Source organism: Pseudomonas sp. PGPPP1 (genome assembly GCF_002255865.1).
GTDB lineage: Bacteria > Pseudomonadota > Gammaproteobacteria > Pseudomonadales > Pseudomonadaceae > Aquipseudomonas > Aquipseudomonas cremoris.
In genome coordinates this window covers 45,883-66,940 of sequence record NZ_NKIG01000015.1, presented here as the reverse complement: position 1 = coordinate 66,940, position 21,058 = coordinate 45,883, and the positions used below count along the sequence as shown (strand labels likewise).

The 21,058-nt window shown below is 60.5% G+C and carries 18 protein-coding genes; 14 read left to right on the top strand and 4 right to left on the bottom strand.

Translation table 11 applies throughout. From position 1 onward, the window contains the following. Nucleotides 1-7 precede the first annotated feature (7 nt). Nucleotides 8-940 carry an ABC transporter substrate-binding protein gene (locus CFE47_RS17475; protein ID WP_286838978.1) on the top strand — a complete coding sequence of 311 codons (933 nt, stop codon included), beginning with the start codon at nt 8-10 and terminating at the stop codon, nt 938-940. Continuing rightward, entirely contained in the window at nt 937-1,947 is a 1,011-nt protein-coding gene (locus CFE47_RS17470; protein ID WP_286838889.1) for a FecCD family ABC transporter permease, read from the top strand. The genes CFE47_RS17475 and CFE47_RS17470 overlap by 4 nt, the downstream gene beginning before the upstream one ends. 41 nt (nt 1,948-1,988) lie before the next feature. On the opposite strand, the gene CFE47_RS17465 is transcribed toward CFE47_RS17470, so the two are convergent. Beyond that, entirely contained in the window at nt 1,989-6,599 is a 4,611-nt protein-coding gene (locus CFE47_RS17465) for a DUF4329 domain-containing protein (protein ID WP_286838886.1), read from the bottom strand. A gap of 287 nt (nt 6,600-6,886) precedes the next feature. Between CFE47_RS17465 and urtA the strand changes: the two genes are divergently transcribed. The 11 genes from urtA (at nt 6,887) to ureC (ending at nt 17,036) form a co-directional block, all read left to right on the top strand. After that, nucleotides 6,887-8,152: an urea ABC transporter substrate-binding protein gene (gene urtA, locus CFE47_RS17460; protein ID WP_095014510.1), complete on the top strand. Its 1,266-nt coding sequence runs from the start codon at nt 6,887-6,889 to the stop codon at nt 8,150-8,152. A gap of 140 nt (nt 8,153-8,292) precedes the next feature. Further along, nucleotides 8,293-9,795 carry an urea ABC transporter permease subunit UrtB gene (gene urtB, locus CFE47_RS17455; protein WP_286838881.1) on the top strand — a complete coding sequence of 501 codons (1,503 nt, stop codon included), beginning with the start codon at nt 8,293-8,295 and terminating at the stop codon, nt 9,793-9,795. Then, nucleotides 9,795-10,862 (top strand): urea ABC transporter permease subunit UrtC, encoded by a 1,068-nt coding sequence (gene urtC / locus CFE47_RS17450; RefSeq protein WP_286838879.1) that lies wholly within the window; start codon nt 9,795-9,797, stop codon nt 10,860-10,862. Before urtB ends, urtC begins: the two co-directional genes overlap by 1 nt. Next, on the top strand, nt 10,859-11,692 hold the full coding sequence (gene urtD, locus CFE47_RS17445; protein WP_286838877.1) for an urea ABC transporter ATP-binding protein UrtD: 834 nt from the start codon (nt 10,859-10,861) through the stop codon (nt 11,690-11,692). The genes urtC and urtD overlap by 4 nt, the downstream gene beginning before the upstream one ends. Before the next feature lie 133 nt (nt 11,693-11,825). Further along, nucleotides 11,826-12,524, top strand: coding sequence for an urea ABC transporter ATP-binding subunit UrtE (urtE, locus tag CFE47_RS17440; RefSeq protein WP_286838875.1), 699 nt, complete (start codon nt 11,826-11,828; stop codon nt 12,522-12,524). A 30-nt stretch (nt 12,525-12,554) separates the two neighbouring features. Continuing rightward, on the top strand, nt 12,555-13,394 hold the full coding sequence (locus CFE47_RS17435) for an urease accessory protein UreD (protein WP_286838872.1): 840 nt from the start codon (nt 12,555-12,557) through the stop codon (nt 13,392-13,394). 147 nt (nt 13,395-13,541) lie between these two features. Then, nucleotides 13,542-13,844 (top strand): urease subunit gamma, encoded by a 303-nt coding sequence (locus tag CFE47_RS17430; protein WP_010213535.1) that lies wholly within the window; start codon nt 13,542-13,544, stop codon nt 13,842-13,844. Nucleotides 13,845-13,853: 9 nt separating this feature from the next. Further along, a complete protein-coding gene (locus CFE47_RS17425) occupies nt 13,854-14,366 on the top strand; it encodes a GNAT family N-acetyltransferase (RefSeq protein ID WP_286838975.1) in 513 nt (170 codons plus the stop codon). Nucleotides 14,367-14,371: 5 nt separating this feature from the next. Next, complete coding sequence (locus tag CFE47_RS17420) at nt 14,372-14,905, top strand: GNAT family N-acetyltransferase (RefSeq protein WP_286838868.1); 534 nt, start codon at nt 14,372-14,374, stop codon at nt 14,903-14,905. Beyond that, entirely contained in the window at nt 14,902-15,207 is a 306-nt protein-coding gene (locus tag CFE47_RS17415) for an urease subunit beta (protein ID WP_286838866.1), read from the top strand. The genes CFE47_RS17420 and CFE47_RS17415 overlap by 4 nt, the downstream gene beginning before the upstream one ends. A 128-nt stretch (nt 15,208-15,335) precedes the next feature. Then, a complete protein-coding gene (gene ureC, locus CFE47_RS17410; protein WP_286838864.1) occupies nt 15,336-17,036 on the top strand; it encodes an urease subunit alpha in 1,701 nt (566 codons plus the stop codon). Here the strand turns inward: ureC and CFE47_RS17405 are convergent. Together CFE47_RS17405 and CFE47_RS17400 are read right to left on the bottom strand one after the other, a co-directional pair. Next, the gene (locus CFE47_RS17405; RefSeq protein WP_286838862.1) at nt 17,021-17,416 is read right to left on the bottom strand and encodes a hypothetical protein; all 396 of its coding nucleotides are present in this window, start codon (nt 17,414-17,416) and stop codon (nt 17,021-17,023) included. The two genes, ureC and CFE47_RS17405, sit on opposite strands and share 16 nt — an antisense overlap. Before the next feature lie 83 nt (nt 17,417-17,499). Beyond that, on the bottom strand, nt 17,500-18,438 hold the full coding sequence (locus CFE47_RS17400; protein ID WP_286838860.1) for a DnaJ C-terminal domain-containing protein: 939 nt from the start codon (nt 18,436-18,438) through the stop codon (nt 17,500-17,502). A 238-nt stretch (nt 18,439-18,676) separates the two neighbouring features. Between CFE47_RS17400 and CFE47_RS17395 the strand changes: the two genes are divergently transcribed. After that, entirely contained in the window at nt 18,677-19,945 is a 1,269-nt protein-coding gene (locus CFE47_RS17395; protein ID WP_286838858.1) for an Hsp70 family protein, read from the top strand. Nucleotides 19,946-20,029: 84 nt separating this feature from the next. Here the strand turns inward: CFE47_RS17395 and CFE47_RS17390 are convergent, their stop codons facing one another. Continuing rightward, nucleotides 20,030-21,043: an AI-2E family transporter gene (locus tag CFE47_RS17390; RefSeq protein WP_025857321.1), complete on the bottom strand. Its 1,014-nt coding sequence runs from the start codon at nt 21,041-21,043 to the stop codon at nt 20,030-20,032. Between the last annotated feature and the right edge of the window lie 15 nt (nt 21,044-21,058).

Here is a 21,058-nt window from a genome sequence, read left to right as displayed (position 1 = left end):
GCGCGCCCTGCTGCCCCTCACGTTGCTGTTCGGTACTTCCGTGGCCTTTGCCGAAGCGACTCATTACCCGGTCACTGTCAAAAGCTGCAACCGCAACGTGACCTTTCAGGAGGCGCCCAAGCACGCGGTCAGCCACGACATCAACATGACCCAAATGATGCTCGCCCTGGGCCTCAAGCCACGCATGGCCGGCTACAGCGGGGTCACGGGCTGGAAGTCGGTGTCCCCGGAAATGGCCAGCACCCTCGACGGCCTGCCGGAGCTGGCGAGCAAGTATCCCTCACCGGAAACCCTGCTCAACGCCAACGTGGATTTCTTCTTCGCCGGCTGGGACTACGGCATGCGCGTAGGCGGCGACCTCACGCCTGCCACCCTGCAACCCTTGGGCATCAACGTGTACGAGTTGACCGAGTCGTGTGCCTTCGTCATGAAGCGTCCGGCGGCAACCCTGGAAGACACCTATAACGACCTGCGCAACCTGGGCAAGATCTTCGACGTACAAGACCGCGCCAACGCCCTGATCGCGCAGATGCAGGCGCAAATTGCCGAGGTGCAAAAGGACCTGCCCGCCGACAAGCCACGAGTGTTCCTCTACGACAGCGGTGAAGACCGCGCGATGACATCAGGTCGGCTGGGCATGCCGCAAGCGCTGATCGAGGCAGCCGGCGGGCACAATATTCTCGATGACGTGGATGCCAGCTGGACCCGCGTCAACTGGGAGACCGTGGTGGAGCGCAACCCGCAGGTGATCGTGATTGTCGATTACAGCGAAATCACCGCTGAACAAAAACAGGCCTTCTTGATGAACAACCCGGCGCTGCAAGCCGTGGATGCCATCAAGAACCAACGCTTCATCGTGATCCCCTACGTGCAAGCCACGCCGGGCATCGACAACGTGTTGGCCGTCGAGACCCTGGCAAAGGGGTTCCACGGCGAATGATCACCCGTCGCTATGCCTTGCTGCTGGCCGCCCTGGCTGCGGTGTTGCTGGTCACTTGCGTCATCTCGCTGGGCTTCGGCCCTGCGCGGGTGCCGGTGGATGTGGTGTGGCGGATCGTGGTGTACAAGGCCTTTGGAATTGGCGAGGTGAACTGGCCGGCCGGGCAGGAACATATCGTCTGGCTTATTCGTGTGCCGCGCATGTTGCTGGGTGCCTTGGTGGGGGCCGGGCTGGCGCTGATCGGCGCGGTATTGCAGGCTGTCACGCGCAACCCGCTGGCGGATCCACACCTGCTCGGCGTCACGTCCGGCGCCACGTTGGGCGCGGTGATCGTGGTGCTGCATGTGGGTGAAATCGTCGGCCTGCTGACCTTGCCCATCGCCGCCTTTATTGGCGCCTTGATGAGCATGCTGGTAGTGCTGGCGGTGGCCAGTCGTAATGGTCGGCTGGAGAGTGATCGCCTGTTGCTGTGCGGCGTGGCGGTATCGTTCGTGATGATGGCGGCGGCCAATCTGTTGCTATTCATGGGCGATCATCGCGCAGCGTCGGCGGTGATGTTCTGGATGCTCGGCGGCCTGGGGCTGGCACGCTGGGAACTGCTGGCAATTCCCAGCGCAACGGTGCTGCTGGGATTACTCGTGCTGGTAGGCATGGCGCGCCCGCTGAACGCGCTGATGGCCGGTGAACAGACCGCCGTGACCCTCGGTCTCAACGCACGCAATGTGCGCTTGAAGGTGTTTATGGTGGCCTCGCTGATGACCGGTGTACTGGTGTCCATCAGCGGTTCCATCGGCTTTGTCGGTCTGATGGTGCCGCATATCGCCCGACGCCTTGTCGGTGCCGAACACCGCCGGTTATTGCCCGTGTGCGCGCTGCTCGGCAGCCTGTTTTTAGTGTGGGTGGATGTGGCTGCCCGCACCTTGATCGCCCCCGAAGACTTGCCGATTGGCGTGGCCACGGCGGCGATTGGCGGGTTGTTTTTTATCGGGCTGATGCGCAAGCCGTGATCAGAATGAGGTGTTTTGGGCGGCTGCTTTGAGAGGGATTATCAAAGTTCATCCTTGTTGCGCCCATACCAGGGTTCACTTGCCCCAAGCCCCGTTGGGTCGGTTGTATCACCCAAAGGCCCTAGTGCGTTCCAGAATCTGTCGGTGACTAACACTGATAGGCGGCCCACGCGTCGTAACTGACTCACCAACATGCTGGGGCTGACCGCTGGCCGGGCACTGAGCATGGCGGTTTCCTCCCCTGTCATCGCAGGTATGTACTGAAGCATTCCTCCCCCACGGCAAGACAGGTAGACGCTCTTGGCGTCAGGTAAATTGCTCCGTATGACAGAGAGGTAATTACCCAGATCAGCGCTGGAGACAAAATTAGCCAGCAGGTTTATGTCAACCCGGTTCAGGTTGGGAGTGCTGGGAATTGCCTTATAAAAGGCATGCACTGCTGCAATCTTGTAGCTGTGCAGCACATTGGTCTCCGGCACGTCGAACCCGGCATGACCCTTCCAGAACAACTCTTCCAACGTACTGTCGCCGTAGCCGGGGCGGTCCTCCACGGGATCGATTGCGACAAACCCGGAAATGCGCGGCGGCACCAGTACAGCCCCCAGGTACGCTTTGTCGACAAAGGGGGCAATCGATCGCTGAGCGTACCGAGCGGCGTCGTCGGCGTAGAAATACAGCGGACCGCAGAATGAATGGTAATAAGGGTCGTCGGCGAAAGCATGTGGCGGGCGCTTGGGCGACCACTGGGCATCAACCTGCTCCTTGCGACTCCAGGTCGGGCTGGTGATCCGAATGTGCAACGTTCCGTTGCCCGCCATCAGACGCACATAATCGCGCACCGTCAGGGTGCCTTCACGCACTCGCTTAGCGTCGTCGTACAGCTTATTCAACCACGTCTGCAACACATCCGCCGTTTTCGGCGTGGTGTACCACAGCAATGCGCCGTCCGAACACAGCAGGTAAAGCGGCAGTGTCAGTCCATTTCGGGGGCTGGTCACGTATGTCAGTGCTCTCGCAATCGTGACAGGCGTGAAGAAGTAGCGGGCCATTTCGTCACTCGCCGGGGCGATCATTTCGGTCGATGCGCACACGTACAAGCCATACATCACGTAGCCCTGGGGTAACTGGCCGTCGACAAACACGGCTTTCAAGGCGTCAAATTCCTGCCTGACAAGGGGCAAAGTCGCCATGTACAGCTCCCTGCCGAATGCCTTTAGCACATAACCAAAAGCCACTTGAGGCTGTGGTTTCCAACCGAGCTGGACGTGACGGACGGCATCAAGGTCGCGGGTAAAAATGGGACTGCAAGGTGGGTCGGCTGCGACCCTCCGCACGAGCAATGGGCTCAGGACGTATGGGTTCAATGCGAAAAGAGGTTTGAGCGTCCTCGGGTGACCCCACAACGCATCTCCCTTCACTACGCGTAACAGGCCGGCCTTGGCTACCGAATTCATAAAGTCCTGTGGTGACAACGTTCCCGTGCGAAGTTGCTGCTCACATTCGTTGTCGGCCAAATCACCTTTAACACGGTTAAGCGCGATCAACTTGCCGCTCAGTAATTTTTCCTCTTCAGAGTCCGACAGGTCATAACTGAGAATCGACCCGTTCGCCCCGAATACGTAGTCACGCTTGATGTGTACCTCTCTGTGCAGCAACTCTGCCAGCACGGCACTGGGTATCATGCTTTGGTAGACCGCTTTTTGCAGGCTTGGCAATAAGATAGGCACCTCTTGAACCGGCATCGACCGATAGCGAGCAATGATGGTGCTTCCCCCCGGGTAGAGCCCCGTGGCAACGCTGGCGTCAGGGTAGATCCAGTTCAGCGTCACCCCCCGAGGCGGCAGTATCAAGGGCTCAGTGGCCACGCACAGACCGTTGGCCAGCTTGAGAATGACGCCGCCATAAGCGCGCCGAAAGTGGTTGCCAATAGAGCTCAGGGCATGCCGTGCCGCGTCATCCGGCGAAGCAAACGCAGGGCTCAAGCGCCGCGACGTCAACGTTTTATAGCCAGCCCAGTCGTTACTCACCAGGCCGATCTCATCCCAGCACTGACTGGTGCGCACTACCTGGAGCTCGCCCTTGGCTGCCCACTCCCTGACAAAGTCCATATGTGTCTTTATGCCAGAATCCAACTGCGTTCGTGCCAGCACCAACAACCGGTCCGCCTCGCCGCCGGCTTTCACTTCGATAGGAGAGGGTCGGTAACTCAGCAACGCACCGTCCAGGGTAGAAAAGAAGATCGGCAGGCTGCGTGTTCGATCGCGCTGAGCTTCATAAAGCGCGGAATACAGTACCTGCGGCGTGACGAAATACAACGTCAACCAATTGCTCACCGGTGCAGTCCACTGTGGCGACCACTGCTGTGACCTGAACAAGGCATGCAGCTCAAACCCCTCGGGCAGCTGGAACTTGTCACGGCTGGTTCTGGGAAACAATTTACTGAGATCGAACAAGTCGCTGGAGGAGACAACGCCCACTACTTCAGTCGCAATGTACTGTTCCTGATCCCTACGCTTGAGGATGAATGCGAAGTATGCCTGCGCAGCGAAATTGCGCCCATGCACACGCTTGTGCAAGTCGCGGGCAGCCTCATTCAGGGTCGAGAACAAGGAACCATAGGTGACGTAGTCGGGTGGGCCGAGGCGGGGCGCATAGTCATAGTTGGGCGTCCAGTCACTGTAGACAACCCCACGAGGCCCCCACAACGGATTGCCCTGGATGATTTTGAACTCACCCGCAGACGCTAATCTCGTTACCCAATCGGCTGGTTTGATTTCCCCGTGATCGAGCCCGCGCACCAGCCCCTGCTCCCCGGCTGAGGGGCTGATATTAGCCCGTAGCAGTTCCTCAGCAGACGAGCGATTCGGGGAGTATTCCAGTAAACAGTCCTGCGCCCCGGAAAGGTAGGCTACCCGTCCTGCCAAGAGGATTGAGTACATTTCATCGCAGGAAAACACCTGCAGGTTGATTAACGCGTCATCCCGCGTCCAGTGTCGCTGCTTGACCCAATCGGAATCGACCATGGACAGTTCAGGATGGGAACCATAACGCGCATGGAGCTCGTAGTGCTCGGGAGGAATCAGTGCTCCTTCTCCGCTCGTGGGGAAAAACAACATGAAGGCAAATGTATTAGCGAAGCTTTCCTGAGGAAGCGTGATCACAAACTGACCGTCCGGCCTCTTGAGCACGTAACCGCTGTAGTAAACACTTCGTTGGTTGCCAATCAACTCATGGGCGTACAGCGCTGCATCCCGGGATGATAGAAACGAGCCAGACAAAGTCAGCGGGGTCTGCGCAGCCAACACCGCCGACCGCTTATCTACCGGCCCCACTTTCCGCCAGAACTGGCCTGCCCGGACCACCCGCAGGTCGGTGGCGTCGATCACCCGGCGCAAAAAATCGCGCGGCGTCAGGGTGCCAGCGGCCATCTCGGCCTGGGCGCCGCTGTCATTGATCTCACCATCGCTGCCTCGCTTGAACAACTCGGCAGCCAGACTCTCGGGAGGGACGTTGAGCTTGAGCAACGCCATATCCTGGGAATTTATGTAGAGGGAAAGCCCACGCTGAGGATCCTGCAGCGCTAACCTCTTGCTGCCCTCTCGGATAGCCGCACCCATCTGCTTCGGCGAAAAAAGCACACTGGCCAACCAGCTTTCTCTCGCAGCAATCTGGCTCACTTCAGGCCCGTCACCCAAGCACAGGGCTTCCAGGCGATACCCGGCGGGTAATTGCAGATCCCCATCCGGCCCCTTCGGAAACATCGCATCAAGCGAAAACAGCGGTTCACGACCAGGCGACGCGACGGTTGCAACGTAACGATCTTGATTAACGTGCTTCAGCACCACACACGTGTGCGATTCAACCGCCTCTGAAGGCTGCAAAGAAAACGCCGCCGTCACTGCCAGAGACGCTTCGGGAAAGATCGCAGTCAACAGCGGTTGCTCGGTCACCGTTGACGAGGAAAAAGGCTCGAAAACAACCCAGTCGGACGGCACTTTGCCGCGAGAGCCACCCCACAATGGGGTCGGCACAATCAAGCTGAGCGAGCCGAAGGTCGAAATCTTTTTGATGAACTCATCAAACCCGCCGTACACACCCACCCGATTTCCGGGTGGTTTTCCGGCCTGCACCCACAAGGCAAAACTGCGTTCAGCCTCTGAGCCGGTTGGGGTATGGCGGATCAGCGATCCATCCGGTCCGGAAAGATAGGACGACGGGAAAAAATCACGATCATGCACATCCCGATAAAAGTCCGTACCGGACATGAACCCCAGAAACGCCTTGGCCATGCGCTCATCAAAGCTGCGGTTTCGCTGAAGAATTAATGCATGTTGCGCAGGGTGCGAGTGGTAGCTGGCAACGCAGGTATAGCCTTGTGGCTGAAGATAGTAGCCATCGGTGCCGATGCCCAACACCGCCCGCAAATCGAACTGCATTCCTTCGCCCGCCACCGGCACGGTCGAGAAATACTGGCCGGTGGGGTCTCGCACAATCACCCCGCCGTATTCAACGTCTCGTCGTTGACCAATTTCCTGGTGAGCCCAGTTCGCTGCGTCCACTTCATGCAAAAAAGCAGGGCTCAATGGCGGCAGTTGGGAAGCCCCCCGGTTTGAACTGGCAGCCCGCTCTTCACGTGACAATCTGATAGCCATGACAACTCCTGGAAAAAATCCTGGGCACATCGCCCAGCACTTTCATTCTCGGAGTGAAGTCCCTTGTCCAGCCGGTAGATAAGTAGCGACAGCCCCCAGCACCACAACAGCACATCGCCGCGCCCCACAGGCGCAATTGGGCGCCACATTGGTGCAACCCACCCGGCTTGCACGTTTGCTTGGCCCTTGCCCATCAGGGTTGGATGACTTCGGCACACCCCTTGCTATCACCTTCGTAACGTCCCTCATCTGCCCCCTAACAAAACATCGGTCACGGAGATCGCACCATGAAGCGTCGCAGCTTGATCAAGGCTTTCACTCTTTCGGCATCCATTGCCGCCATGGGCATGACCTGGACGATCCAGGCCGCCGAGACCATCAAGGTCGGCATCCTGCACTCGCTGTCGGGCACCATGGCCATCTCCGAAACCTCGCTGAAAGACATGGCGCTGATGACCATCGACGAAATCAACGCCAAGGGCGGTGTGAACGGCAAGATGCTCGAACCGGTAGTCGTCGACCCTGCGTCGAACTGGCCGTTGTTTGCCGAGAAAGGCCGACAGTTGCTGACTCAGGACAAGGTCGCCGTGGTGTTCGGCTGCTGGACCTCGGTGTCACGCAAATCCGTGTTGCCGGTGTTCGAAGAACTCAACGGGCTGCTGTTCTACCCGGTGCAATACGAAGGCGAAGAAATGTCGCCGAACGTGTTCTATACCGGTGCGGCGCCGAACCAACAGGCGATCCCGGCAGTGGAATACCTGATGAGCGAAGAAGGTGGCGCCGCCAAGCGTTTCTTCCTGCTGGGCACCGACTACGTGTACCCGCGCACCACCAACAAGATCCTGCGCTCGTTCCTGCATTCCAAAGGCGTGGCGGATAAAGATATCGAAGAGGTCTACACCCCGTTCGGCCATGCCGATTACCAGACCATCGTCGCCAACATCAAGAAGTTCTCCGCCGGCGGCAAGACCGCTGTGATCTCCACCGTGAACGGCGACTCCAACGTGCCGTTCTACAAAGAGCTGGCTAACCAGGGCCTGAAAGCTACCGACGTACCGGTGGTGGCGTTCTCCGTGGGTGAAGAGGAACTGCGTGGCATCGACACCAAGCCGCTGGTGGGCAACCTGGCCGCCTGGAACTACTTCCAGTCGGTAGAGAACCCAGTGAACAAGAAGTTCGTGGCCGACTGGAAAGCCTACGCCAAGAAACACAACCTGCCGGGCGCGGACAAAGCCGTGACCAACGACCCAATGGAAGCCACCTACGTGGGCATCCACATGTGGGCTCAGGCGGCGGAGAAAGCCAAGTCCACCGACGTCGACAAAGTGCGTGAAGCCCTGGCCGGCCAAACCTTCGCTGCGCCGTCAGGCTTTACCTTGACCATGGACAAGACCAACCACCACCTGCACAAGCCCGTGATGATTGGCGAGATCCAGGCCGATGGGCAGTTCTCGGTGGTGTGGCAGACCCAGGAACCGATCCGTGCACAACCGTGGAGCCCGTACATTCCAGGCAATGACAAGAAGCCGGATTACGCCGTCAAGAGCAACTGATCCGAGGGGTGTCGGCACTTGAGGCCGACACAATCCCTGTGGGAGCTGGCTTGCCTGCGATAGCGATGCACCAGGTACACCAAGTCGCCGCTATCGCAGGCAAGCCAGCTCCCACCTTAGATTGAGCAAGGCCCAAGAATATGCCCACTGCCCTGTACCGTTTCATCCTCACGGCCCTGCTGTTGCTGCCCTTGGCCGCACACGCCAGCGACGCCGAAGACTTCCTGGCCGCCAACCCGAGCCAACAAGCCAAGCTGCTGCAGGACTGGGCTGCCCAGCCAAACCCGGCCCGCATCGAGTTGGTGGACGCCCTGCAACAAGGCCAGCTCACGGTCAACGGCGAGACCAAGACCGTGCGCCTGAACAACCGCTTGCGCAGCCTGATCGACAACGTCCAAGCCAGCCAGCAACTGCTCGCCGCCGACCCCAAGGTGCGTCTGGCCGCAGCGGTTACCCTGCAAAAAAGCGCACAACCTGCGCAGCTCAAATTCCTCGACCAACAGGTGGCCGCCGAGACCAACGAGGACGTACACACCGCCCTCAGCCTGGCCTTGGCCAACCTCCAATTGGTCGACCCGGACCCTGCGGTGCGCTTGGCCGCCGTGCGCTTGCTGGGCAGTACCGGCGACCCACTGGCCCGCACGCGCCTTGAGGCGTTGCTCGCTCCCGGTGCAGAAGCAGACGCCGCCGTGCACACCGCCGCCGAGACCAGCCTGGCCCAGGTCAAACGCAAATTGATGTTCGGTGAAATCCTCGGCCAAGCCTTCAGCGGCATGTCCCTGGGTTCCATCCTGCTGTTGGCGGCTCTGGGTTTGGCGATTACCTTCGGCCTGCTCGGTGTGATCAACATGGCCCACGGCGAGATGCTGATGCTCGGCGCCTACTCCACTTACGTGGTGCAGTTGTTGATGCAGCGTTATGTGCCGCAGGCCATCGAGTTCTACCCATTGATCGCGTTACCGGTGGCGTTTTTTGTCACCGCCGCGATCGGCATGGCGTTGGAACGAACGGTGATCCGCCATTTGTATGGCCGCCCTCTGGAAACCCTGCTCGCCACCTGGGGCATCAGCTTGATGCTGATCCAACTGGTGCGCCTGGTGTTCGGCGCACAGAACGTCGAAGTGTCCAACCCAGCGTGGTTGTCTGGCGGCATTCAAGTGCTGCCCAACCTGGTGCTGCCGTACAACCGCATCGTGATCATCGCCTTCGCGCTGTGCGTGGTGGTGCTGACTTGGCTGCTGCTGAACAAGACGCGCCTGGGCCTTAACGTGCGTGCTGTCACCCAGAACCGCAACATGGCCGCCTGCTGCGGTGTGCCCACCGGGCGCGTGGACATGCTCGCCTTTGGCCTCGGTTCCGGCATTGCCGGGTTAGGCGGCGTAGCGCTGAGCCAGATCGGCAACGTAGGCCCGGACCTGGGCCAGAGCTACATCATCGACTCGTTCCTGGTGGTGGTGCTTGGCGGCGTCGGCCAGTTGGCCGGTAGCGTCATGGCAGCCTTTGGCTTAGGGATCGCCAACAAGATTCTCGAACCGCAGATCGGTGCCGTGCTCGGCAAGATCCTGATCCTCGCGCTGATCATTCTGTTTATCCAGAAACGCCCGCAGGGACTCTTCGCACTGAAAGGACGGGTGATCGACTGATGAACCAACCATTGATGCTGACGGCCGCGCAAAAGGCCGGCCCCAAGGTGACGATTGCAGTGGGTGCGGTGATCCTGATCCTGCTGCTGGCGCTGCCGTTGTTTTCGTTGTTGTCGCCGGATAATCCGCTGCATGTGTCGGCCTACACGCTGACGCTGGTGGGCAAGATCCTGTGCTACGCCATCGTCGCCCTCGCGTTGGACCTGGTGTGGGGTTATGCGGGGATGTTGTCCCTCGGCCACGGTTTGTTCTTCGCCCTCGGCGGTTATGCGATGGGCATGTACCTGATGCGCCAGGCGTCGGGCGATGAGTTGCCGGCGTTCATGACCTTTTTGTCGTGGACCGAATTGCCCTGGTATTGGGTGGGCACCGAGCATTTCCTTTGGGCCCTGTGCCTGGTGGTGCTCGCGCCAGGGTTGTTGGCGTTGGTGTTCGGCTTCTTCGCCTTCCGTTCGCGAATCAAGGGCGTGTATTTCTCGATCATGACCCAGGCCCTGACCTTTGCCGGCATGCTGTTGTTCTTTCGCAACGAGACCGGCTTTGGCGGCAATAACGGTTTCACCAACTTTCGCAGCATCCTCGGCTTTGGCATCACTGAGCCGGGCACGCGGGCGGTGCTGTTCGTGGCCACGGTATTGCTGTTGGTGGCGAGCCTGTACATCGGCTGGCGCCTGGCCCAGAGCAAATTCGGCCGCGTGCTGACAGCGCTGCGCGATGCGGAAAACCGCCTGATGTTCTGCGGTTACGACCCGCGCGGTTTCAAGCTGTTCGTGTGGGTGTTGAGCGCGGTGTTGTGCGGCTTGGCCGGGGCGCTGTATGTGCCACAGGTGGGCATTATCAACCCCAGCGAAATGTCGCCGACCAACTCGATTGAAGCGGCTGTGTGGGTCGCTCTCGGAGGGCGCGGCACGCTGATCGGCCCGCTGCTCGGCGCTGGCGTAGTGAACGGCATGAAGAGCTGGTTCACCGTGGCCTTCCCGGAATACTGGCTGTTCTTCCTTGGGGCGCTGTTCATCATCGTCACGCTGTACCTGCCCAAGGGCGTTATCGGCCTGCTGAAGAAATGAGGAACGTCATGCTTGAACCTATTTTCGACGCAGGCACCGGCCGCGATGCCATCGGCATTGGCCAGGCGGCGGGCAAGGGCCTCAATACCCGCCACGGCACCATCCTGACCCTGGAAGACATCAGCGTCAGCTTCGACGGCTTCAAGGCGCTCAACAACCTGAACCTGTACATCGGCGTCGGCGAACTGCGCTGCATCATCGGCCCCAACGGTGCGGGCAAGACCACGCTGATGGACGTGATCACCGGCAAGACCCGGCCCAGCCACGGCAGCGCCTGGTTTGGTGAAAACCTCGACCTCACAAGCATGAGTGAAGTGCAGATCGCCCAGGCCGGCATTGGCCGCAAGTTCCAGAAGCCCACGGTGTTCGAAGCCCTCAGCGTGTTCGAAAACCTGGAGCTGGCGCAGAAGACCGACAAGTCCGTATGGGCCAGCCTGCGCGCACGCCTGAGCGGCGAGCAGAAGGACCGTATCGACGAGGTACTCGACACCATCCGCCTGACGGCCTCGGTGCAGCGCCCGGCCGGGCTGCTGTCCCACGGGCAAAAACAGTTCCTGGAAATCGGCATGCTGCTGATGCAAGACCCACAGCTGCTGCTGCTGGACGAACCGGTGGCAGGCATGACCGACGCCGAGACCGAATTCACCGCCGAACTGTTCAAGCGGCTGGCAGGCAAGCACTCGCTGATGGTGGTGGAACACGACATGGGCTTTGTCGGCTCGATTGCCGACCACGTCACCGTGCTGCACCAGGGCAGCGTGCTGGCCGAAGGGTCGCTGGAACAGGTGCAGGACAATGAGCGGGTGATCGAAGTCTATCTCGGTCGCTGACCTAGACACTGACTTGCTTTATGTGGGAGCGGGCTTGCTCGCGAAGGCGGTGTGTCAGTCACCACATCTGTCACTGACCCACCGTCTTCGCGAGCAAGCCCGCTCCCACAAGGGATTTGAGGAGAATTTGGATATGTTGCAAGTTGAAAAATTGCACCAATACTACGGCGGTAGCCACATCCTGCGCGGGCTGTCTTTTGACGTGAAGGTCGGCGAAGTCACCTGTCTGCTCGGCCGTAACGGCGTGGGCAAGACCACTTTGCTCAAATGCCTGATGGGTTTATTGCCCTCCAAGGAAGGCGTGGTGAATTGGGAGGGCAAAGCCATTACCGGCTTCAAACCCCACCAGCGTGTGCATGCTGGTATTGCCTATGTGCCCCAGGGCCGGGAGATTTTCGGGCGGCTCACCGTTGAAGAAAACCTGCTGATGGGCCTCGCCCGCTTCCCCGGCTCCGAAGCCAAGGAAGTGCCTGCATTCATCTACGAACTGTTCCCGGTGCTGCTGCAAATGAAACACCGGCGCGGCGGCGACTTGTCCGGCGGCCAGCAACAGCAGTTGGCGATTGGCCGCGCCCTGGCCAGCCGCCCACGCCTGCTGATCCTCGATGAGCCCACCGAAGGCATCCAGCCCTCGGTGATCAAGGAGATCGGCGCGGTGATCAAGAAGCTCGCCGCCCGTGGCGACATGGCGATCCTGCTGGTGGAGCAGTTCTACGATTTTGCCGCCGAATTGGCCGACCAGTACCTGGTGATGTCACGTGGCGAGATCGTGCAGCAGGGCCGTGGAGAAAATATGGAAAGCGAAGGTGTACGCGGCCTCGTAACGATCTAATCTGTAGCGTCCTAACGATAAGCACAAACCATGAACCTGCCCGTTACCCCTGCCCTGTTCACCCCCAGCTGGCACGCCGAGCTGGAACTCGGCTACGCGCGTTTCGGCGACACCACACGCCCGGTGATGCGCCGCCACATCGGCCCGCTGCGGGTGCAAAAGCACCTGTACGCCGAAGGCCCCGAGGTGTGCCAGCACATCATCGTGCACCCGCCCGGCGGCATTGCCGGTGGTGATCGCCTGGACATCAGCGCCCATGTCGGCACCGGCGCATGGGCGCAATTGACCAGCCCCGGCGCGGCCAAGTGGTACCGCGCCAGCGGCCCGGCGTATCAGCAACTGGACCTCACGGTGGAAGCCGGCGCCACGCTGGAATGGCTGCCCCAGGAGACCATCGTGTTCAGTGCAGCCCAAGCCGAACTCAGCACACGCATCGAGCTGCAAGGCGATGCGCGACTGTTCTACTGGGACGTGATCGCCCTCGGCCGCCCCGCCAGTGGCGAGCGTTTTAACCTGGGCCACTTTCAATCCCACTTGGATATCCGCCGCGACGGCCAATTGCTCTGGCATGAACGCCAGCGCATTGTGGGTGCCGATGGCTTGCTCGACTCGCCCATCGGCCTGGACGGACAGCCGGTGTTTGCCACCTTGCTGCTGACCGGCGATATCGACCCTGAACTGCTCGAACAATGCCGCGCCCTGCCCCATGCGGTGCGTGGCGACCTGAGCCAATTGCCGGGTTTGCTGGTGGCCCGTTGTCTGGCAGGTGAAGCGCTGTTGGCGAGGGCTTGGTTGATTGATTTATGGAAACTGCTGCGCCCTGCCGTACTGGGCAGAGAAGCGGTACCACCCCGAATCTGGAGCACATGAAGATCAAAATGTGGGAGCTGGCTTGTCTGCGATAGCGGTGGGTCAGTGACAGATGTACTGCCTGAACCAGCGCTATCGCAGGCAAGCCAGCTCCCACATTTGATCTCTGTTGTTTATAAGAATGCTGTTTAAGAGAGACCTTGAACCATGGACCTGACCCCACGGGAAAAAGACAAACTGCTGATCTTCACCGCAGGACTGGTGGCCGAGCGTCGCCTTGCGCGGGGCGTGAAGCTCAATTACCCGGAAACCATCGCCTACATCTCTGCTGCCTTGATGGAAGGCGCTCGCGATGGCCGCACCGTGGCTGACCTGATGCACTTTGGTACCACCCTGCTCAGTCGTGAACAGGTGATGGAAGGCATTCCGGAGATGATCCCGGACATCCAGGTAGAAGCCACCTTCCCCGACGGCACCAAGCTGGTCACCGTCCACCAGCCGATTGCGTGAGGCCTGATGATGATTCGTGACGCAACCCAAAACGACTTGCCGGCGATCCGGGCGATCTACAACGACGCGGTGCTCAACACCACGGCGATCTGGAACGAGCAGCCGGTCGACCTGGGCAACCGCCAGGCCTGGTTCAGCGCACGCCATGCCCAGGGTTATCCGATCCTGGTGTCCGTGGAAAACGATGAAGTCACCGGCTATGCCTCGTTCGGCGATTGGCGCCCCTTCGAAGGTTTCCGCTACAGCGTCGAGCACTCGGTGTATGTGCGCAGCGACCAACGCGGCAAAGGTGTGGGGCCGCGCTTGATGGAGGCCTTGATCGAACGCGCACGCACCTGTGGCAAACACGTGATGGTCGCGGCCATCGAAAGCAGTAACCACGCCTCGATCCGCCTGCATGAACGCCAAGGTTTCATCACCACCGGGCAGATGCCGCAGGTCGGCATCAAGTTTGGCCGCTGGCTGGACCTGACCTTTATGCAACTGACCCTGAATCCGGGCGCAGAACCGCCCAAGGAGTGACGTTGATGAACACCGCGCAACTGCGTCGAGTCAATGCTGAAAGTTTTGCCCACTACCGCGTGGGCTTGATCGAGCTGTTGCTGGACGCGGTCAAGCACGGCGCGTCTGTCGGCTTCATGGCCGACTTCGACGAGGCCCAGGCCCGCGCGTATTTGGCGGGCGTGCAGGCGAGCATCGAAGACACCAGCCTGCTGCTGTGGGTGGTGGTGCGCGATGAGCAGGTGATCGCCAGCGTGCAATTGGCGCTGTGCCAGAAAGCCAACGGCCTGAACCGTGCCGAGGTGCAAAAGCTGCTGGTCCACACCCGCGCACGCCGCCATGGCCTGGGCCAGCAATTGATGAATGCCCTGGAACTCGCCGCACGCCAGCACAAACGCGGCCTGCTGTACCTGGACACCGAAGCCGGCTCACCCGCCGAAGCCTTCTACCAGTCGCTGCGCTACACCAAGATTGGTGAGCTGCCTGACTATTGCCAAAGCCCGGACGGGCGCTACACCCCGACCGCCATTTACTTCAAGACCCTGGGGCAACCCTCATGATTCCTGGTGAATATCAGATCCAGCCTGGCGACATCGAACTCAATGTGGGCCGCCGCACCCTCAGTTTGAGCGTGGCCAACAGCGGCGACCGGCCGATCCAGGTGGGCTCGCATTACCATTTTTTCGAGACCAATGACGCGTTGACCTTTGATCGTGCGGCGAGCCGGGGCATGCGTTTGAATATCCCGGCGGGGACGGCGGTGCGGTTTGAGCCGGGGCAGAGCCGGGAGGTTGAGTTGGTGGATTTGAGTGGGGGCAGGCGGGTATTCGGGTTTGCCGGGCGAATTATGGGCGACCTTTAGGGCCTCATCGCAGGCAAGCCAGCTCCCACAGGTGAACGCATTCCAAAGTGACAACTCGGTCAACTGTGGGAGCTGGCTTGCCTGCGATAGCTATTTCACATTCAACACAAATTTCTCAGGGCACACACATGAAAATCAGCCGCCAAGCCTACGCCGACATGTACGGCCCCACCGTCGGTGACAAGGTCCGCCTGGCCGACACCGAGCTGTTTGTCGAAGTGGAAAAAGACTTCACCATTTACGGCGAAGAAGTGAAATTCGGCGGCGGCAAAGTCATCCGCGACGGCCAGGGCCAAAGCCAATTGCTCGCCCACGAAGTGGTCGACACCCTGATCACCAACGTACTGATCATCGACCACTGGGGCATCGTCAAGGCCGACGTCGGCCTCAAGAACGGTCGCATCCACGCCATCGGCAAGGCCGGCAACCCAGACATCCAGCCCGGCGTGACCATGGCCATCGGCGCCAGCACCGAAGTGATCGCCGGCGAAGGCATGATCCTCACCGCCGGCGGCATCGACAGCCACGTGCATTTCATCTGCCCACAGCAGATCGAAGAAGCGCTGACCAGCGGCGTCACCACCATGATCGGCGGTGGTACAGGACCTGCGACGGGCACCAACGCCACCACGTGCACTTCCGGCCCCTGGCACCTGGCGCGCATGCTCCAGGCCAGTGATTCGTTCCCGATGAACATCGGTTTCACCGGCAAGGGCAACGCCAGTTTGCCCGAGCCACTGATCGAACAGGTCAAGGCCGGCGCCATCGGTTTGAAGCTGCATGAGGATTGGGGCACCACCCCCGCCAGCATCGACAACTGCCTGAGCGTGGCCGACGAGTACGACGTGCAGGTGGCGATCCACAGCGACACCCTCAACGAATCGGGCTTCGTCGAAACCACCCTCGCCGCGCTCAAGGGCCGCACCATCCACACCTACCACACCGAAGGTGCCGGTGGCGGCCACGCGCCGGACATCATCAAGGCCTGCGGTTTCCCTAACGTGTTGCCCAGCTCAACCAACCCGACGCGCCCCTTCACCCGCAACACCATCGACGAACACCTCGACATGCTGATGGTCTGCCACCACCTGGACCCGAGCATTGCCGAAGACGTGGCCTTCGCCGAAAGCCGTATCCGCCGCGAAACCATCGCCGCCGAAGACATCCTGCACGACCTCGGCGCGTTCTCGATGATCAGCTCCGACAGCCAGGCCATGGGCCGCGTCGGCGAAGTGATCACACGCACCTGGCAAACCGCCGACAAGATGAAAAAACAGCGCGGCGCCCTGCCCGGCGACGGCCCTGGCAACGACAATTTCCGCGCCAAACGCTACATCGCCAAATACACCATCAACCCGGCAATTACCCATGGCATCAGCCATATCGTCGGGTCGGTAGAAGTGGGCAAGTGGGCCGACCTGGTGCTGTGGCGCCCCGCGTTTTTTGGCATCAAGCCGACCCTGATCCTCAAGGGCGGCGCCATTGCTTCAAGCCTGATGGGCGATGCCAACGCGTCGATCCCAACGCCACAGCCGGTGCATTACCGCCCGATGTTCGCCAGCTTCGGCAGCTCACTGCACGCCACCAGCCTGACCTTTATCAGCCAGGCGGCGCATGCAGCCGGGTTACCGGAAGCGCTGGGGTTGAAAAAGCAGATAGGCGTGGTGAAAGGCTGCCGTGACGTGCAGAAAACCGACCTGATCCACAACGACTACCTGCCCCAAATCGACGTCGACCCACAGACCTACCAGGTCAAGGCCGACGGGGTGTTGCTGTGGTGTGAACCGGCCGAATCATTGCCGATGGCGCAGCGTTACTTCCTGTTCTGATGCAGTTCACCGTTGCCCTGGGCAAGATGGAAAGGGATTTCCGTCCTCTGCAGTTTTGCGCGTTGCATCGCTTCGCTGGTTAGCTTAACGATCAGCGCTCGTTCATCTGCGATGATCGAGGGCAGGCCTACCTCGTAACTGCCGGGTGACGTCTCATCCAGGTCCGTCTGTGCACTGAAGCTTGCGACAGCCGCATCCCCCAGGGCCTTGCGTTGCGCCGGCGTGGCCTGCAGATACCAGTCCGGCAAGGGTGCATCGGCTTGTTTGAATTGGGCACGTCGCGGTGCGGTAGCAGCAGTGACCCAGGCCGGTAGAGATTGCTCAATCAGCGGCGCATGGATGCTGCGGGAAACGGGGGGTGTAACGGGAGTCTCGGGCATGATGCCTCTCCTGTGAAATGGAGAGACAGCACACCATGCCAGAGCACACCGTCAGCGGTAGGTAGTTACCCACGACGCTGCGGTCAGAAGTTTTCGCGTGGGTTGAACGCAGCCTTGCGCGCCAGCTCCTGCCACAAGGCGATGGTTTCGTCGTCGGCGTGCTTTGGCATGACTGCCTTGAGCTGGATGTACAGGAAACCGCGCTCGCCGGCTTTGTTCGCCAAGCCATGGCCCTTGGCGCGCATGCGCTGGCCGTTCTGGCTGCCGGCAGGCACCTTGAGGTTGATCTTGCCGGTCAGGGTCGGCACTGCCACTTCCGCGCCCAGCGCCAATTCCCACGGTGCCAGCGGCAACGTGATCACCAGGTTTTGGCCTTCGACTTCGAACTTCGAATGCGGCGCAAACTTGATGATCAGGTACAGGTCGCCATTGGCCCCTCCGCCAATACCTGGCGCACCCTGGCCTTTGAGGCGGATGCGCTCACCGTCGGCGACGCCGGCGGGGATCTTCACGTTCAGGCTCTTGGTGGTGTTGCTCACGTGACGGCCCGACGCGTCGTATTGCGGCACCTGGAAGCTGATCTGCTTGGACTCGGTGGACAGCGTCTCTTCAAGCGACACGGTCAGCTGCATCTCCACGTCCTGGCCCTTGCGACCGGTTGGACGGCGCTGGCCGCCACCAAAGGCATCGCCACGCGAGCCGAAGATCGAGCTGAAGAAGTCCGAGAAGTCGCCCGCGTCCTGACCGCCGCCAAAGCCGCCACGGCTCTGCCAGCCCGGTGGCCCCTGGAACGGCTGGCCATGCTGGCCGTATTTGCGCAGCTCGTCGTATTCGGCGCGCTTGTCGGCACTTTTGAGCGCCTCGTAGGCTTCGGACGCGTCCTTGAATTTCTCTTCGGCGTCTTTTTCCTTGCTGACATCCGGGTGATATTTGCGCGCGAGCTTGCGGTAAGCCGCCTTGATTTCCTTGTCATCGGCGCTCGGCTCAACACCCAATATCTTGTAGTAGTCTTTGAAATCCATCGGCGGTTCACCATCCTTAATCGAGATCGCACAGCCCGGGGCACAACGTGCGCTGCTTTGCACCTGTTGAGTGATGTGGCCTGGGGGTGCGTCAAAGTGTTATCGGCACTTGCCGTATGCATCAGATGTGGGGGCGAATCGCCAGGTTTCAAGCAAGATTTAACGGATGGTCGGCCTACGCATCCGCTCTCGACTGGCATACACTGCGCGGCCGTTTTTCAACCGGAACCTGATTGTCATGGAAAACCCATCCCCAGCCCGTGCCTGCGGCATCGACTTTGGCACGTCCAACTCCACCGTCGGCTGGATCCGCCCCGGCGAGGAGACGCTTATTGCGCTGGAGGACGACAAAATCACGCTGCCGTCGGTGGTGTTCTTCAACTTCGAGGAACGCCGCCCGGTGTACGGTCGCCTGGCGCTGCACGAGTACCTGGAAAACTACGAAGGCCGGCTGATGCGCTCGCTCAAGAGCCTGCTGGGTTCCAAGCTGATCAAGCACGACACCAGCGTGCTCGGCACCGCAATGCCGTTCACCGACCTGCTGGCGCTGTTTATCGGCCAGCTCAAGAGCCGTGCCGAAGCCAACGCCGGCCGTGAGTTCGAAGAAGTGGTACTGGGCCGCCCGGTGTTTTTCGTCGATGACGACCCGTTGGCCGACCAGGAAGCCGAGAACACCCTCGTAGACGTAGCCCGCAAGATCGGCTTCAAGGACATCTCGTTCCAATACGAGCCGATTGCGGCAGCGTTCGACTACGAGTCGACCATTGAGAAAGAAGAGCTGGTACTGATCGTCGACATCGGCGGGGGTACCTCCGACTTCTCGCTGGTGCGCCTGTCGCCGGACCGTCGTCACAACGACAACCGCCACGATGACATCCTCGCCACTGGCGGCGTGCACATCGGCGGGACCGACTTCGACAAACAGCTCTCGCTGGCCGGCATGATGCCGCTGTTCGGCTACGGCAGCCGCATGAAAAGCGGCGCCTACATGCCCACCAGCCATCACATGAACCTGGCCACCTGGCACACCATCAACTCGGTGTACTCGCAAAAATCCCAGCTGGCCCTGGGCAGCATGCGCTACGACATCGAAGACACTGGCGGTATTGATCGCCTGTTCAAGCTGATCGAAGAACGCGCCGGGCACTGGTTGGCCATGGAAGTGGAAGAAACCAAGATCCAACTGACCCACGAAGACAACCGCCACGTGCCGCTGGACCGGATTGAAGCAGGCCTGAGCGTAGACCTGAGCCGGGCGCTGTTCGAGTCGTCCATCGATAACTTGCTTGAGCGCGTGCGCGGCAGTGTCACGCAGTTGCTCAACGACGCCTCGGTGAGCGTGGAGCAGGTGGACACGGTGTTCTTTACCGGCGGTTCCAGCGGGATCCCTGCACTGCGCCACAGCATTTCGGCGATGTTGCCGAAGGCGCGGCATGTGGAAGGGAATATCTTTGGCAGTATCGGCAGTGGTCTGGCGATTGAGGCCAGCAAGCGGTACGGCTACTGAGCGGTAAGTTTTTAGCTGCAAGCTGCAAGTAAGAGCACATCTGCTTTTACTTGCAACTTGCGGCTTGCAACTGAGAGCTGCCCTCTACACCATCCCGCCGAGCTTCAGCTCACTCTTGAGATACGCATAATAAATCGGCCCCGCCACCACGCCGGGCAAGCCAAATGCCGCCTCAAACACCAGCATCGCCAGCAACAATTCCCACGACTTGGCACTGATCTGCCCGCCCACGATCCGCGCGTTGAGGAAGTACTCGACCTTGTGGATAACAATCAAATACCCCAGTGCCGCCACCGCCACCCAGATCGACAGCGACAGCGCGACGATGGTGATCAGCGTGTTGGACATCAGGTTGCCGATCACCGGCAGCAGGCCGAGCAGGAAGGTCAGCACGATCAGGGTTTTGGTCAGCGGCAAGTGAATCCCGCACAGCGGCAGCACCACGGCGAGGAACACGGCGGTGAAGGCGGTGTTGAGCGCGGCGATCTTGATCTGGGCGAAGACGATGTTGCGAAAGGCCTGGACCAGCAAGTGCAGGCGGTCGAACAGCGCGGCGGCCAGCGGTTTGCGTTTGGTCAGGTCGGGCACGCGCTGCAGCGCGATGATCGCGCCGAGCACCATACCGATCAGCAGGGTGACGAACATGTGGGCGGCATCTTTGCCCACCAGTTGCAACTCGCTCAGGTGCTTGCTCAGCCAGTCGCCAATGGCCACGCGGAACTCGGCAGCGCTGGCGGGCAGGTAGGCGTCGAGGAACGGCGGCAGTTGGCCGCGCGCGCGGTCGACCACGCCCATGAATTTGTCGAGGGAAGCCCCGGGGTTTTCAGCTTCGTGGAGCAGGAAGCTGATGGCACCGGCGAAGATCAGGGTCAGCACGCTGACGATCAACGTGCCGAGCAAGGCCACCGCCAGCCAACGCGCGCGCCGGCCTTCGATCAGCCGTTGCAGTTGGGGGGTGAGCATGTTGACCAGTTCAAAGACCAGCAGGCCGGCCAGCAGGCTGGGCAGCAACTTGAGCGGCAGTACCAGCAGCAGTCCGCCGAAAATGATGATGTAGCTGGCCAGCAATATCACGTGACGCTGAGAAAACGTTGGCATACAGCCTCAAAACGA

Bases quoted from the DNA above. Each gene is read 5' to 3' on its own strand.
- CFE47_RS17400 (WP_286838860.1), bottom strand. From the start codon at position 18,438: ATGGATTTCAAAGACTACTACAAGATATTGGGTGTTGAGCCGAGCGCC.
- CFE47_RS17390 (WP_025857321.1), bottom strand. From the start codon at position 21,043: ATGCCAACGTTTTCTCAGCGTCACGTGATATTGCTGGCCAGCTACATC.
- CFE47_RS17435 (WP_286838872.1), top strand. From the start codon at position 12,555: ATGAACCTGCCCGTTACCCCTGCCCTGTTCACCCCCAGCTGGCACGCC.
- urtA (WP_095014510.1), top strand. From the start codon at position 6,887: ATGAAGCGTCGCAGCTTGATCAAGGCTTTCACTCTTTCGGCATCCATT.
- CFE47_RS17430 (WP_010213535.1), top strand. From the start codon at position 13,542: ATGGACCTGACCCCACGGGAAAAAGACAAACTGCTGATCTTCACCGCA.
- ureC (WP_286838864.1), top strand. From the start codon at position 15,336: ATGAAAATCAGCCGCCAAGCCTACGCCGACATGTACGGCCCCACCGTC.
- urtB (WP_286838881.1), top strand. From the start codon at position 8,293: ATGCCCACTGCCCTGTACCGTTTCATCCTCACGGCCCTGCTGTTGCTG.
- CFE47_RS17395 (WP_286838858.1), top strand. From the start codon at position 18,677: ATGGAAAACCCATCCCCAGCCCGTGCCTGCGGCATCGACTTTGGCACG.
- CFE47_RS17420 (WP_286838868.1), top strand. From the start codon at position 14,372: ATGAACACCGCGCAACTGCGTCGAGTCAATGCTGAAAGTTTTGCCCAC.
- CFE47_RS17470 (WP_286838889.1), top strand. From the start codon at position 937: ATGATCACCCGTCGCTATGCCTTGCTGCTGGCCGCCCTGGCTGCGGTG.
- CFE47_RS17465 (WP_286838886.1), bottom strand. From the start codon at position 6,599: ATGGCTATCAGATTGTCACGTGAAGAGCGGGCTGCCAGTTCAAACCGG.
- urtD (WP_286838877.1), top strand. From the start codon at position 10,859: ATGAGGAACGTCATGCTTGAACCTATTTTCGACGCAGGCACCGGCCGC.
- urtC (WP_286838879.1), top strand. From the start codon at position 9,795: ATGAACCAACCATTGATGCTGACGGCCGCGCAAAAGGCCGGCCCCAAG.
- CFE47_RS17415 (WP_286838866.1), top strand. From the start codon at position 14,902: ATGATTCCTGGTGAATATCAGATCCAGCCTGGCGACATCGAACTCAAT.
- CFE47_RS17425 (WP_286838975.1), top strand. From the start codon at position 13,854: ATGATTCGTGACGCAACCCAAAACGACTTGCCGGCGATCCGGGCGATC.
- urtE (WP_286838875.1), top strand. From the start codon at position 11,826: ATGTTGCAAGTTGAAAAATTGCACCAATACTACGGCGGTAGCCACATC.
- CFE47_RS17405 (WP_286838862.1), bottom strand. From the start codon at position 17,416: ATGCCCGAGACTCCCGTTACACCCCCCGTTTCCCGCAGCATCCATGCG.